This is a genomic window from Steroidobacter cummioxidans, from assembly GCF_003104955.1.
Genome location: NZ_LSRW01000016.1, coordinates 1 through 13,647, shown reverse-complemented (window position 1 = coordinate 13,647; position 13,647 = coordinate 1). Strand labels below are relative to the sequence as shown.

12 protein-coding genes are annotated in these 13,647 nt (G+C 62.7%); 9 read left to right on the top strand and 3 right to left on the bottom strand.

Annotated elements, in window-relative coordinates; translation table 11 throughout:
* Positions 1-157 precede the first annotated feature (157 nt).
* On the bottom strand, positions 158-1,009 hold the full coding sequence (locus tag D0550_RS10150; protein ID WP_116809099.1) for a metal-dependent hydrolase: 852 nt from the start codon (positions 1,007-1,009) through the stop codon (positions 158-160).
* Positions 1,010-1,075: 66 nt separating this feature from the next.
* Between D0550_RS10150 and D0550_RS10145 the strand changes: the two genes are divergently transcribed.
* The 3 genes from D0550_RS10145 to D0550_RS10135 all read left to right on the top strand — a co-directional run bounded on the left by D0550_RS10145 (position 1,076) and on the right by D0550_RS10135 (position 4,176).
* Positions 1,076-1,747, top strand: coding sequence for a TetR/AcrR family transcriptional regulator (locus D0550_RS10145; protein WP_116809073.1), 672 nt, complete (start codon positions 1,076-1,078; stop codon positions 1,745-1,747).
* Positions 1,748-1,813: 66 nt separating this feature from the next.
* The gene (locus D0550_RS10140) at positions 1,814-3,529 is read left to right on the top strand and encodes a sensor histidine kinase (RefSeq protein WP_161965744.1); all 1,716 of its coding nucleotides are present in this window, start codon (positions 1,814-1,816) and stop codon (positions 3,527-3,529) included.
* Complete coding sequence (locus D0550_RS10135; protein WP_116809071.1) at positions 3,493-4,176, top strand: response regulator; 684 nt, start codon at positions 3,493-3,495, stop codon at positions 4,174-4,176. The genes D0550_RS10140 and D0550_RS10135 overlap by 37 nt, the downstream gene beginning before the upstream one ends.
* On the opposite strand, the gene D0550_RS10130 is transcribed toward D0550_RS10135, so the two are convergent.
* Together D0550_RS10130 and D0550_RS10125 are read right to left on the bottom strand one after the other, a co-directional pair.
* Positions 4,173-6,437 carry a xanthine dehydrogenase family protein molybdopterin-binding subunit gene (locus tag D0550_RS10130; protein WP_206606187.1) on the bottom strand — a complete coding sequence of 755 codons (2,265 nt, stop codon included), beginning with the start codon at positions 6,435-6,437 and terminating at the stop codon, positions 4,173-4,175. The genes D0550_RS10135 and D0550_RS10130 overlap by 4 nt on opposite strands.
* A gap of 12 nt (positions 6,438-6,449) precedes the next feature.
* Positions 6,450-6,929 (bottom strand): (2Fe-2S)-binding protein, encoded by a 480-nt coding sequence (locus D0550_RS10125; RefSeq protein WP_116809070.1) that lies wholly within the window; start codon positions 6,927-6,929, stop codon positions 6,450-6,452.
* A 247-nt stretch (positions 6,930-7,176) separates the two neighbouring features.
* Here D0550_RS10125 and D0550_RS10120 point away from each other — a divergent pair, with 247 nt between their 5' ends.
* The 6 genes from D0550_RS10120 (at position 7,177) to D0550_RS10095 (ending at position 13,624) form a co-directional block, all read left to right on the top strand.
* Complete coding sequence (locus tag D0550_RS10120; protein WP_116809097.1) at positions 7,177-8,241, top strand: NAD(P)/FAD-dependent oxidoreductase; 1,065 nt, start codon at positions 7,177-7,179, stop codon at positions 8,239-8,241.
* 2 nt (positions 8,242-8,243) lie between these two features.
* Complete coding sequence (locus tag D0550_RS10115; RefSeq protein WP_116809069.1) at positions 8,244-9,104, top strand: acyl-CoA thioesterase; 861 nt, start codon at positions 8,244-8,246, stop codon at positions 9,102-9,104.
* Between the two features lie 84 nt (positions 9,105-9,188).
* Complete coding sequence (locus tag D0550_RS10110) at positions 9,189-10,847, top strand: nitrite/sulfite reductase (RefSeq protein WP_116809068.1); 1,659 nt, start codon at positions 9,189-9,191, stop codon at positions 10,845-10,847.
* Positions 10,822-11,313 carry a DUF934 domain-containing protein gene (locus tag D0550_RS10105; protein ID WP_116809067.1) on the top strand — a complete coding sequence of 164 codons (492 nt, stop codon included), beginning with the start codon at positions 10,822-10,824 and terminating at the stop codon, positions 11,311-11,313. Before D0550_RS10110 ends, D0550_RS10105 begins: the two co-directional genes overlap by 26 nt.
* Before the next feature lie 171 nt (positions 11,314-11,484).
* Entirely contained in the window at positions 11,485-12,888 is a 1,404-nt protein-coding gene (locus D0550_RS10100) for an NfeD family protein (protein ID WP_206606185.1), read from the top strand.
* A 25-nt stretch (positions 12,889-12,913) separates the two neighbouring features.
* Positions 12,914-13,624 (top strand): slipin family protein, encoded by a 711-nt coding sequence (locus D0550_RS10095; RefSeq protein ID WP_116809066.1) that lies wholly within the window; start codon positions 12,914-12,916, stop codon positions 13,622-13,624.
* The last annotated feature ends 23 nt before the right edge of the window (positions 13,625-13,647 follow it).

Sequence of the window (13,647 nt, the reverse complement as noted above, 5' to 3'; positions counted from 1 at the left end):
CCCAGCGTGTTATTCGATTCCCACTCGTGTGCGCACCAGGCGCCTGTGAGAATCTGCGCCCGCGCGGGACGAACCAGGAAGTAAGCATATTCCGGTCGTGAGGACCGGGAATTTTTTGTGAGTTCGTGTTGTCGAAACTGGCTGAATGCGATGAATCTCAGCCCTGGCGTTCCGCCAGGCGAAGGCGCTGCTCGAACTCGCGGACCAGCGCGCCATCGTCGTGGTCCCACGGATGGAAGCCAGGGCGGAAGAAACTGAGATAGGGCACAAAGATCCGGCGCACCATGCCGGGCTTGAAGCATAAATAAGTAAACACGCGCCACCAGGTGCGCGGCGTGTTGATGCCATCCTGACGGAAGAAGTCCGCCATGCGCTGAAAGTTCGAGTGCCAGAACTGCACGCTGATCAGCACCATCACCTGGCATCGTATGGACCAGCGCCTGAAGGCCGACAGCTCGCGCGTGACTGCCAGATAGGTGTCGAACGCGACCGCCTTGTGCTCCACCTCCTCGATCGCATGCCATTGCCACAGTCGCAGCACTTCAGGGGGCGCGCCGGGCAGCGGGTCTTTCTCGGTCAACAGGCTGTGCGCCATGATCGCGGTGAAATGTTCCAGCGCCACGGTGATCGCGAGTTGCCCGACCGGATGACGTGAACGAGCGATGTCGAGCCGACGCCGCATCTCGGCATCCATCGCGGTGGTGTCATAACCCGCATTCTTGATGAGCTTGTTGAACACCACGTGCTCGCGGGTATGTGCGGCCTCCTGCTCGATGAAAGCCTGGATCTGTGCCTGCAGCCCACCGTCGACCCGGTCGCGGAAGCGGCGGACTGCCTCGATGAAGAAAGTCTCCCCTTGAGGAAACGAGGCCGACAGGGCATTGAAATAGGCGGTCGCCACCGGGTCGCCGCCGTGCCACCATCGGGCACTGAGCGCATTCCGATCCAGGCGCAGATCTCGCGGCGTGATCGTGAGGTCGGCGGGTGTGCCGGTGGCTGGGGTGGGCATGACCATACTCGTGGGGAGCGGGGGCGGGACTCGGAGCCCGCGTATTAGAAGTTCTTATTGAGAGCAATGTCAATAGTGACTCAGGCGAAGAAAGCAGCACGCTCGGCGGGGAAAAATGCCGGCAAAACGCCGGTCCCCAGGGTGCGGCGCACCCCCGAGGAAGCGCGCACTCTGGCGTTGGCGTCGGCGCGCCGCTTGCTGCTGGCCGAGGGCCCGGACGCCATCACCCTGCAGGCAGTGGCCAGCGATCTGGGCATGAGCCACACCAATCTGATTCATCACTTCGGCTCGGCCGCCGGTCTGCAGTCGGAATTGATGCGGCAGATGGTCAGCGAGCTGACGACCACGATCGAATCCGCCGTCATGCGGCTGCGTGCCGGCAAGGGCGAGGTAAAGGATTTCGTCGACATCGTGTTCGATGCGTTCGATCGCGGCGGCGCGGGCCGATTGGCCGCATGGATGGCGCTCTCCGGCGAGTCCACGCATCTGGCGCCGATTGGCGAGGTGGTCCGAGACTATATCGACAGCGTCGAGCGAGGCGCCGATGCCGAAGGCGACGCGGCCCGGATTCACGAGCGCGTGACATCCGCGACTTTGTTTGTGACCGTCGCGGCGTTGGGCGATGCCATCATAGGCAACGAGTTACGCAAGATGGTGGGCCGGGAGCGAGAGGCGGTGCGCAAACTGATGGGCGCATTGCTGCCGGCGGTGCTCGATCCGCATCGGCCGCCTCGCTGAGCGCCCCTTGAACGCAGCTTGCACCCAGCAAATACTCCGCTCATTACCCGTCCGCAGATGCCTCCCGTGAGCTCCGGAATACTGCGAATCGAAGGCCGCGACGTGCCCGCAATGAGCGAGCCTTTCAATACCATTCTGGAGGAGATCGCCAGCGAGCTGGAGCTGCGTCCGTTGTTGACCAGCATCATCACGCGCGCCTGCGAGTTGCTCGGCGCGGATGGCGGGTCGATCGGTTTGTATGTGCCGCGCCGGCACACGGTGCAGGTCGAGGCCATCCATCAGCTGCCGCTGACCGAGCTGGGCATGGAGTTCGAGCCTGGCGAAGGATTGATCGGCAAAGTACTCGCGACGGGCCGGCCCGTGATCGTCGATCGCTATGGCGAGCTGCAGCACATTTCCTTGCCCGAGATGCGCGAGTACACCGTCATTGGCGTGCCGATTCCCGGACCGGGCGGCGGGTTGCTCGGCGTGTTCGGCATTGGCGCACCGCCGCCTCGCAAGTTCGGCGAGTCCGATCTCGATACCTTGCGGCTGTTCGCGCGACACGCCGCGATCGCCATTCAAAACGCCATGCGCTACGAGCGCGAGAGGCGTCGCACCGAGCGCATGACGTTGATTGCTCATATCGCTCGCGTCATCACCGCCGGCCTGGAAGCAAACGAGCTGGCCGCGACCGCCGCGCAGGTGATTCACGAGCATCTGGGGTATCCCAATGTCGTCATCCCGCTGCTCTATCGCGACGAGGACGAGGAATATTTGTTGTTCGACGGGCATGCCGGCAATTACGACGACATCGTGGATCTGTCGCATCGGATGCCGCTGACCCAGGGCGTCACGGGGGCGGCGGTCCTGACGCGCATGCCGCAGATCGTCAACGACATTCGCAAGGATCCGCGCTACGTGCCGCCGCCCATTCCCATCAACGTGCGCAGCGAGCTGGCCATGCCCATCGTGCTCGGCGACGAGGTGTTCGGTTGTATCAACATCGAGGCCCTGAATCCTTTCGACGAAGACGATGTCGCGAGTATTCAGATCATCGCGGATCATCTGGCCGTCGCCATCAAGAACGCCAGCTTGTCGCGCGAGGCTCGGCAGGCGGCGGTGATGCGTGAGCGTCAGCGTCTGGCGCGCGATCTGCACGACGCGGTGAGTCAGGCGTTGTCGTCGATCAGCTTGATGTCGCAGTCGATCGTGCCAGCGTGGCGTCGTGATCCGGCGGAAGGTGAGCGCCGGGCTCGTCGCATCGAGGAACTGGCGCGCCTCGCGTTTGCCGAGATGCGCGCGCTGCTTCGAGAGTTGCGGCCGGATCCGTCCAGCGAGGCCGGTGTGAGCTATGTCGAGAATGCCGGGGTCGGTGACGTCAAGCGCATGGGGCTGGCGGCGGCGCTGCAAAGATTCGCATTCATTCTGGCGCCGCAGACGCCGAGTATTCGATTGGATTTTGCGACCTATCGCTCACAATTGCCGTCGCTGGAAGAGCGGTTGTATCTGATCTGTCGCGAGGCGCTGTCGAATGCCATTCGTCATTCAGGCGCGGATCGGCTGGACGTGAGCGCCGCGGTGAACGACGACGTGTTGATATTGAGTGTTCAGGACAACGGCCGCGGCTTCGACGTCGCCGCTCGCGCCGAAGTCATGGGGGATTCTCGCGAACAAGGGATCGGCTTGCAGACCATGAGCGAGCGCGCCGCTGCGCTCGGCGGGGTCTGCGAAGTTCAATCGCAGTCTGGACGAGGCACTACCGTATGTATTCGCATTCCGCTGCTGGCGACGACACCATGACCGCCAGCGCGACCACCATCAAGCTGCTATTGGTCGACGATCACGGCATCGTTCGCGAAGGCCTGCGTGCGCTTCTCGACGACGGCGAGGAATTCGTCATCGTCGGCGAAGCGGGCAATGGCGATGAAGCGTGCGACGCAGTCCGTCGCTTGCATCCGAACATCGTGCTCATGGATCTGAAGATGCCCGGCATGGCCGCGAGCGATGCCATTCGCGTGATCCGCGCTACCGCACCTTCCGTGAAAGTCATCGCGTTGACTTCGTACGCCGAAGACGGCCAGGTCCGCGAAATCATGGCCGCTGGCGCCGCCGGTTACATTCTGAAAGACGTCACCAAAGCCGATTTCGTCACCGCGCTGCGCACGGTCGCCGGCGGCCAAACCTGGCTGCACCCGTTAGCGCAACGCTCCCTCGTCGAGCAACTTCGCAATCGCCAGGCCGATCCTCTGGCGCTACTCACGCAACGCGAACGCAGCGTGCTGGATCTCATCGCCCGCGGCATGAGCAATCGACAGATTGGCGACGAGCTGCATCTCACGGAAGGCACGGTGAAGGGCTACGTGAGCACGATCCTGGCAAAGCTGAAACTCGAGGATCGTACTCAAGCGGCGCTGTTCGCCGTGCAGCGGGGGCTGGGGCGGCGCTAGACCGAATACCCTTCCTTCGTGAACGGCATCGACCTCACCCGGTGTCCGGTCGCGGCGAAGATCGCATTTGCGATTGCCGGAGCGACGGGCGGTAGCGCGGGCTCGCCGATACCGGTCGGTGTGAAGTCGCTTTGGATGAAATAGGACTCGACCTTCGGCGCGTGAGGCATGCGCAGCAGGGGATAGGTGTCGAAGTTGTTTTGTTGGATGCGGCCGTTGTCGAAATCGATCTGCTGAGCGAGCGCGACGCTGAAGCCGTCGATCACGGCGCCTTCGGTTTGATTCTCGGCGCCGCTCATGTTGATGATGGGGCCGACGTCGCCGGCGACGACGATGCGATGGATGGTGAGTTTGCGGTTGGCGTCGACGCTCACGTCGGCGACTTCAGCGAAGTGGCCGGCGTGGCTGAAGTGGAACGCCAGGCCGAGGCCGCGGCCTTTGGGCAGAGGCTTGCCCCAGCCGGCCTTCTCGGCAGCGAGTTTGATGACAGCTGCAGCGCGGCCAGTATTCAACGCGAACTCGTTGCCTTCCTGCAGCCAGCGAGGCTCGCCCATGACTTCCAGCAGGAATTCCAAATGATCGCGTTTTGCAGCCACGGCGCATTCGTGCAGGAACGACTGCGTCGCGAACGCGATCGAGCAGGAGCGAGGGGCGCGCCACGGGCCGGTGGGAATCTGTAAGGGAAGCTTTGTCTGAGTGAGGCGCGCATTCGGCAGGACCTGCGCCGGGAACTCGTCGGCCGGCATGTCGCCGCCGCTGGTCGGACGCTGCCCGTCCTGCGTGAAAGTGATGAAGTGATCCTGCCACGCGATCAGCTTGCCCGACTTGTCCAGGCCGCCCTTGAACGAGTGGAAGCCGCCGACGCGATAGAAGTCATGATGCATGTCGTCTTCGCGCGTCCACTGCAACTTCACCGGCACGCCGGCCTGCCTGGCGATAACAGCGGCTTCGCACACGTAATCGTTCATCAAGCGACGGCCGAAGCCGCCACCCACGCGCGTCTGATGCACTGTAACTTTCTCAGGCGCAATCCCGAGCAAATCGGGCAGTATTCTCAATGCGGCGTCGGGCGTCTGCGTCGGCGACCAGACTTCGATCGCGCCGTCCTTGAACACAGCGGTCGTGTTCATCGGCTCGAGCGGCGCGTGCGCGATGAACGGATAGGTGTAGAACGCTTCGATCGGCTGCGACTCCTTGAACACTTGGTCGACGTCGCCAGTGTTACGAAGCGAATCCGGGCCCGATTGCGAGGCTAGCTTTTTTGCCTGTTCGACATACGCCGCCCAGCTGTCTTTCGAAGCAGCCGACTCGTCCCACTTCACTTGTAACTTCTGGCGCGCGCTGAATGCAGCCCACGTGGACCTGGCAAGGATCGCCACGCCCGGCATCACTTCATAGACCCTGCCGGTGCCATTCACAACGAAGGCTTGTGTCACGCCCGGCAGCTTGCGGATCTCTTCGAGATTCGCTTCAACTACCTTGCCGCCGACGGCCGGGCATTTCACGAATACCGCGTACTGCATGCCCGGCACCACTTGATCGATGCCGAACAACGGCTGGCCCGTGACGATGGCGCGATTGTCGACACCCGTGATGCGCTTGCCGAGCAACTTGTATTCGCTGCGAGACTTCAGCTTGATCGTCTTCTCGTCGGGCACCGGCAACGCAGCGGCCGCAGTGGCCAGCGAGGCATAGGTCGCCTTGCGATTGCTGGCTTTGTGGAAGACGGTGCTGTTCTCGGTGGTGAGCTCCGCTTCGCTCACGTTCCATTGTTTCGCGGCGGCGCTGACGAGCATCGCGCGACCGACGGCGCCGGCGGTGCGCAGCTGATTCCACGACATGGGAATGGAGCGCGAGCCACCTGCGGCCTGCCGGCCATACACAGCCGGATTGATCGCGGCCTGTTCGACCTGCACGTGTGCCCAATCCGCATCGAGCTCTTCGGCAATGATCATCGGGAACGCGGTCTTGATGCCCTGACCGATCTCGGGCGCCTTGGAATACAGTGTGATCGTGCCTTCCGACGCAATGCGCAGGAATGCGTTGGGCGCGAAGTCCGCGGCCTTCGCCTTGGCTTTGGCGAGAGCGACGCCGTTCTCGCCGACGTGGAACGCGAGTACCAGTCCCCCGCCAACCAGGCCGGTGACTTTCAGGAACGTGCGACGGCTGACCTTGCTGACCGAGGACTGTGCTTCGGCGGCGCGAAGCATCTCCTGCACGTACGCATCGGCGGACACAATCGAAGATTCGACGGCGCTCATGGGGACCTCCGATCAGTTCTGGCTGACCATTTCGCCCGCTTTGGCAGCGGCGGCGTGAATGGCTTTGCGGATACGGATGTAAGTGCCGCAGCGGCACAGATTGCCAGCCATCGCGGCGTCGATGTCGGCATCGGTGGGCTTGGGATTGTTCTTCAGCAGTGCGGTCGCGGACATGATCTGGCCCGCCTGACAGTAGCCGCACTGAGCGACATCGTGCTCGATCCAGGCGGCCTGCACCGCGGTCAACTTGCCATCTTTACCCGCCAGGCCTTCGATCGTCGTGATCTGCTGTCCCGCGGCCGCGCTCACCGGAATGGAACAAGAGCGCACCGGTGCGCCATTGAGATGCACGGTGCAGGCTCCGCACTGTGCGACACCGCAGCCGTATTTGGTGCCCACCAACCCGAGGTGGTCGCGGAGCACCCAGAGCAGTGGAGTGGTCTCGTCGGCGTCGTTCACTGCGACTTCTTTGCCGTTTACATTCAGGCGCATAGCTATCTTCCTGACGCGAGCTGGGATCAGTCGGTCGATTCTTTCACGGCCCGGCGGTCATGGACAATGCAGCTCGTCGAGCGTGAGTGGCGATTTGTCGCGCGCGAGCGTCAGGAAGTGCCAACGCTGTTACCGCTCGCTGACAATGCGCTGACTCGCACCTGACAAAGCCGTCGCAGGATGCTTGTGTAGAATCCTGCAACGACCCTTCCTCGAGCGATGCGGGAGAGCAGTTTTGAGCACCAATGTGAGTGATAACGCGACAACCGCCGGTGTCGACGGCGCCATCCAGGCGGATGCAGTCATCGTCGGTGCGGGACCGTGCGGCCTGTTCCAGATTTTCGAGCTGGGCCTGCTGGGCATTCGCGCCCACATCATCGATTCGCTCAAACACCCCGGCGGTCAGTGCAGCGAGCTGTATCCGGAAAAGCCGATCTACGACATCCCCGCACTGCCTGTGTGCGGCGCGCAGGAATTGGTCGATCGATTGTTACAGCAGGCCAAGCCGTTCAATGCGCAGTTCCATCTGGGGCAGGAAGTCACCGAGCTGCAGGTGCTGCCCGACCATACATTCCTGTTGCGCACGTCGCTCGATACGCGCTTTCACGCCAAGACCGTGATCGTTGCCGGCGGCCTGGGCTCGTTCCAGCCGCGTCGCCTTGGCTGCGAAGGCGTCGACGCGTTCGAAGGCACGAACATTCATTACAAAGTGACCAGCTCGGCGGAGCTCACCGGCAAGCACCTGGTCATCTTCGGCGGCGGCGATTCCGCGCTCGACTGGACGCTGGAACTGGCGGGCAAGGCGCGTAGCCTCACGCTAGTGCATCGTCGCCCGGATTTTCGCGCGGCGCCGGCGTCGGTCGCGAAGATGCGCGACCTCGTCAGTTCGGGAAGCATGCGCTATGTGGAAGCGATCGCGCACTCGCTCATCACCGAGGGCAGCGAGTTCAAAGGCGTGCGCGTGAAGAAGAGCGATGGTGCGATCGAAGAGCTGCACGCAGAGCGCGCGTTGGTGTTCTTCGGGTTGCATCCGAAGCTGGGGCCGATCGCCGAATGGGGACTGGGGCTCGACAAGCGCGCCATCCAGGTCGACACCGAGAAATTCCAGACCAACATTCCGGGCATCTTCGCGGTCGGTGACATCAACACCTATCCGGGCAAGAAAAAGCTGATTCTGTCCGGGTTCCACGAGGCGGCACTGGCGGCGTTCGCGGTCGCGGCGCATCTGAATCCCGCCAAGAAAATTCCACTGCAATACACCACCACCAGCCCCATCATGCAAAAGCGGCTGGGCGTCGCGGGAGAGCAGTAGCGGTGAATGCATTGCTGGCCGATCTGCTCCAGGTGCTGAAACTGGAGCGATTGGAAATCGATTTGTTTCGCGGCCAGAGCCGCAAGCTCATTGGCGGTCGCGTGTTCGGCGGGCAGGTGCTGGGCCAGGCGCTGGCTGCGGCGTATGCAACCGTCGAAGGGCGCGAGGTGCATTCGTTGCACGCGTATTTCCTGCGTGCCGGCGATGCCGAGCATCCAATCATTTATGAAGTGGACCGCAGCCGGGATGGGCGCGGTTTCTCCTCGCGCCGGGTGGTCGCCATTCAGCATGGCGCGCAGATCTTCCACATGTCGGCGTCGTTTCAGAGTCCCGAGGCGGCCATCGATCGGCAGGCCGACATGCCCAAGGTCCCGCCTCCCGAAGCCGTGCCGGATCTGGCCACCGCCGTTGCCGAAGCGAAGCGCATGGCGCCGGATCGTCCGCAGCCGTTTCGCATTCACGAGCATCCGTTCGAATTCCGGCCCGCGGAGCTGCCCGATCCGCTGGCTGAGATTCCGCGCGAGCCTCAGGTGAAGGTGTGGATCCGGCTGGTCGATCGGGTGCCGGACGACCCGGTTCTGCACCATTGCCTGCTGGCCTATACCTCGGATTACTTCCTGCTCGGGGCGGCGAGCATGGACGCGCGGATGACCAACGACCGCGAGCACTTGCAGATGGCCAGCATCGATCACGCGATGTGGTTTCACCGCGCGGCGCGGCCGGATGAGTGGCTGCTCTACGTGCTGGATAGCCCCACGGCGTCGGGTGCCCGCGGGTTCGCGCGAGGCAGCCTGTTCACTCGCGACGGCCGGTTGGTCGCATCGACTGCTCAGGAGGGCTTGGTCCGGCGCCTAAGTTCTTGATTTCTGTGACCCCTTTCTAACCGGCATCTGGTCATATCCAAGTCGAATTTCTCCCGTCATGGCGCGGCTTTACAGTCCCGCACCATGTATCAGTACGACCAGATCGACCAAGCGCTCGTGGACCAGCGCGTCGCCCAGTACCGGGACCAGACGCAGCGTTTTCTTGCGGGCCAGTTGTCTGATGACGACTTCAAGTCCCTGCGACTGCGCAATGGCCTGTACATCCAGAAGCATGCGCCGATGCTGCGCATCTCGATTCCGTACGGCCTGCTCCGGCCCGACCAGGTTCGCATGCTCGGCCGCATCGCGCGCGAGTACGACAAGGGCTACGGCCACTTCTCCACGCGCCAGAACATGCAGTTCAACTGGCCGAAGCTCGAGCAGGTGCCGGACATCCTGGAATTGCTCGCGACGGTGCAATTGCACGGCATTCAGACCAGCGGTAACTGCATTCGTAACGTCACCGCCGATCATCTCGCCGGCGTCGCAGCCGATGAGCTGGAAGATCCGCGGCCGTGGTGTGAATACGTACGCCAGTGGGCGACGCTGCATCCCGAATTCTCGTATCTGCCGCGCAAGTTCAAGATCGCGGTCACCGGCTCGCCGGCCGATCGTGCCGCCTCGCGCGTGCATGACGTTGGTCTGCACCTGGTGAAGAACGAGCAGGGCGAAGTGGGCTTCGAAGTGCTGGTCGGCGGTGGCCTGGGTCGCGCGCCGATGATCGGCCACGTGATTCGCGAGTTCCTGCCGAAGAAGGATTTGCTCGCGTATCTCGAAGCCATCCTGCGCGTGTACAACCTCGAAGGCCGTCGCGACAACATTCACAAGGCACGCATCAAGATCCTGGTGAAGGCGATCGGCCCGGCGAAGTTCCGCGAGCTGGTCGAAGAGGAGTTCGCGGCTGCCAAAGACACCGCGCCGGTGTTCGATGCGGCCGACTTCGAGCGCATCAAAGCGTTCTTCGTGCCCAAGAGCTACGAAGTGCTGCAGGACCAGGATGTGGTCTCCGGCAAGCCGCAGGAATTCCGCAACTGGTACCAGTACAACACGCGCAAGCACAAGGTCGCGGGCTATCGCGCCGTGTATGTGTCGCTGAAGTCGCCGAAGCGTCCGCCCGGTGACATCACTGCGGACGAGTTGGATCACGTTGCCAATCTGGCCGAGCAATATTCGCTGGGCGAGCTGCGTTCGACGCACGATCAGAACGTGCTGTTCGCACACGTCAAGCAGAGCGATCTGTTCGCGCTGTGGCAGCAGCTGAAGCTGCACGACTTCGCGACCGCGAACATCGGCACGCTCACCGACATGATCTGCTGCCCCGGCGGCGATTTCTGCGCGCTGGCGAATGCGCGCTCGATTCCGCTCGCCGAGCAGATCAACGAGCGTTTCGACAATCTCGATTACCTTTACGATCTCGGCGAGATTCAGCTGAAGATGTCCGGCTGCATGAATGGCTGCGGCCATCATTCGGTCGGCCACATCGGCGTGCTCGGCGTCGATAAGGACGGCGAGGAGTGGTATCAGATCACGCTCGGCGGCTCGACCGGCGGTCAGGACGCATCGCTGGGCAAGGTGATCGGGCCGTCCGTCGCGCACAACGACGTGGCCGAGACCATCGAACGCATCATCAATGTTTTTGTCGAGCACCGGCAGGAAGAGGAACGTTTCCTCGACACCTTCCGTCGCATCGGCGTCGCTCCGTTCAAGGCCAGAGTTTATGCGCCAGCTAATCAAGCAGCGTGAAGTCGTCGTCGATGAGTGGCGTTACGCCGACGAGGACCCGGTCGGCCGCGAACGCGCGCTGATCCTGCCGTTCGCCCGCTGGAAGGCGGAGCGCGAGCAGTGGTGGCTGTGGGACGGCCGTCTCGGTGTGCGCCTCGGGCCCACCGACCCGGTGGCCGAGCTGAAGAACGATTTCACTCGCATCGGTCTGGTCGCAATCGAATTCGGCGGCCTGGCAGAAGGTCGTGGCTACAGCCAGGCGGCGCTGCTTCGCTCGCGTTACAAGTTCACTGGCGAGCTGCGTGCGGTGGGCAAAATCCAGCGCGATCAATTGTTCTATATGGCGCGCTGTGGCTTCGATTCTTTCGAGCTGCCGGAAGGCGCCAGTCTCGACGTCGCGCTCACCGCGTTCGATGATTTCTCGGTCGCCTACCAGGGCGCCTTCGACACGGCTGGCGTGCACGTTCAGCGTCGCGCAGCCGGCTAGTACACACTCCGCGCGCGCTCGTTCAGCCCGGGATGCCAGGTCCGGGCTGTCAGCTCCTTTCCCTCGCCCTATCGGGAACAAGCGGCGCCTCTGAAGAATCCTTCCTGGGGCGCCCCACGCACAAGATGCTCTTCAGGTCCGCACCGAACGACGGGCGCCGAGGAGGTCCTTGTGGCCCACGCGAAATCTCCCCACCGGGAAGTGTTCGTCGGTGCAAGGGTGCTGTTGTCGCTGTTGCCCCTGCTGGCATGGATGAGTGCGGCTTGGACGGGGCAGCAGCCCAGTTCTCCGGAGCAGCGGCAGCCCACGCTGCTGCATTTGGAAATCCGCGATGCGATCGGGCCAGCGACCAGCAGTTTCTTCCTGCAGGCCCTGCAACGTGCGCAGGAGCGCAACGCACAGCTCGTGGTGCTGGAGATGGATACGCCGGGCGGTCTCGATTCCGCCATGCGCGAAATGATCCAGGCCATACTCGCGTCGTCAGTGCCTGTGGTTATCTATGTCGCGCCTTCCGGTGCGCGCGCGGCCAGTGCCGGTACTTATCTGCTGTACGCCAGTCACGTTGCCGCAATGGCTCCGGCCACGAATCTCGGTGCGGCGACACCGATTCGGATTGGAGGTCCTCAGCCGTCCAAAGACGAGCGCCCGCGCGACAAAAACAAGAACGAACAGCCGAGGGATGAGCCCGAGGGGGCTGAGGAGCGCAAGGCAGTGAACGATGCCGTGTCGTTCATTCGCGGGCTGGCGGAGTTGCGTGGTCGTAATGCCGATTGGGGTGAGGCGGCCGTGCGGCACGCAGTGAGTCTCACGGCGCGAGTCGCGCTGGAGAAAAAAGTCATCGATATCGTCGCGACCGACCTGCCGGATTTGTTGCATCAGCTCGATGGCCGCAAGGTGAAAACTCGCTATGGCGTCGTGCAGCTGGCGACGCAAGGCATCGTGACCGAGGAATTCACCGCCGATTGGCGCACCAAGCTGCTGAGCATCGTTACCAATCCGAACGTCGCGTATTTGCTGATGCTCGCCGGCATTTACGGACTACTCCTGGAAGGCTTCAATCCCGGCGGCTTCGCACCAGGGGTGGTTGGCGCCGTGTGTCTGCTGTTGGCGCTGTACGCGTTTCAGATTCTCTCGGTCAACTACGCCGGCCTCGCGCTCATCGCCTTGGGGACTGCCTTGATTGTTGCCGAAGCGTTCGCGCCCAGCTTCGGTGCGCTCGGCGTGGGCGGCATCGTCGCGTTCACGATCGGCTCCATCATGCTGTTCGAGGGCCGGGTTCCAGGATTTCAGATCGCGCGAGGTCTCATCGGCGGCATAGCGGTAACGGCGGCGATCGTCATGTTGCTGTCCGTGGGCTTGTTCATGCGGTCGCGGCGTGCGCGTGTCGCCACTGGCGTCGAGCAACTGCTGCGGGAGCATGCGGTGGCGCTCGAGGATTTCGATAGCGTCGGGCGTGTCGACATTCGCGGTGAAATCTGGCGCGCCGTGACTCGGACGCCGATCAAGAAAGGCGCGCGCCTGAAGGTGTTGAGCATCGATGGGTTGACCTTGGAAGTCGCGCCGGGCGAGGAATGATTGTTCAACCAACGAGGATCGAGCTATGTACCTGATCGTACCCGCCGTCATCCTGCTGTTTCTGCTCTTCAGCGCGATTCGTATTCTGAATGAATATGAGCGCGGCGTCGTTTTCACGCTGGGACGCTACACGGGGACGCGCGGTCCCGGGGTCATCGTCATCCTGCCGCTCGTGCAGCGAATGGTGAAGATGGATCTGCGCACCGTCGTGCTGGATGTGCCCACGCAGGATGTCATTTCGCGCGACAACGTTTCGGTAAGGGTGAGCGCGGTCGTTTACTTTCGCATCGTGGATCCGGCCCGAGCCGTGATCCAGGTGGCGAATCGTGTCGAGGCGACCAGCCAGCTGGCGCAGACCACGCTACGTTCGGTGCTCGGTCAGCACGAACTGGATGAAATACTCAGTCAGCGTGAGAAGCTCAATCTGGATATCCAGCAAATCTTGGATCACGCCACCGATGCGTGGGGCATCAAGGTGGCGACCGTGGAGATCAAGCACGTGGACCTCAATGAGAACATGATCCGCGCCATTGCCAGACAGGCCGAGGCGGAACGAACCCGGCGCGCAAAGATCATTCATGCCGAAGGCGAGAAGCAGGCGGCGGCGATGCTGGTAGAGGCCGCGCAGGCGCTCGGCACCGAGCCACGCGCGATGCAGTTGAGGTATCTGCAGACGTTGAGCGATATCTCCAGCGAACGAACCTCGACCGTGTGTTTCCATTGCCGATCGACTTGATCAAGCCGCTGCTGGAGCGCCAA

Coding starts and splice junctions, on each gene's coding strand:
- D0550_RS10150 (WP_116809099.1), bottom strand. CDS start 1,009: ATGCCCACCCCAGCCACCGGCACACCCGCCGACCTCACGATCACGCCG.
- D0550_RS10145 (WP_116809073.1), top strand. CDS start 1,076: ATGTCAATAGTGACTCAGGCGAAGAAAGCAGCACGCTCGGCGGGGAAA.
- D0550_RS10135 (WP_116809071.1), top strand. CDS start 3,493: ATGTATTCGCATTCCGCTGCTGGCGACGACACCATGACCGCCAGCGCG.
- D0550_RS10130 (WP_206606187.1), bottom strand. CDS start 6,437: ATGAGCGCCGTCGAATCTTCGATTGTGTCCGCCGATGCGTACGTGCAG.
- D0550_RS10125 (WP_116809070.1), bottom strand. CDS start 6,929: ATGCGCCTGAATGTAAACGGCAAAGAAGTCGCAGTGAACGACGCCGAC.
- D0550_RS10110 (WP_116809068.1), top strand. CDS start 9,189: ATGTATCAGTACGACCAGATCGACCAAGCGCTCGTGGACCAGCGCGTC.
- D0550_RS10105 (WP_116809067.1), top strand. CDS start 10,822: ATGCGCCAGCTAATCAAGCAGCGTGAAGTCGTCGTCGATGAGTGGCGT.
- D0550_RS10095 (WP_116809066.1), top strand. CDS start 12,914: ATGTACCTGATCGTACCCGCCGTCATCCTGCTGTTTCTGCTCTTCAGC.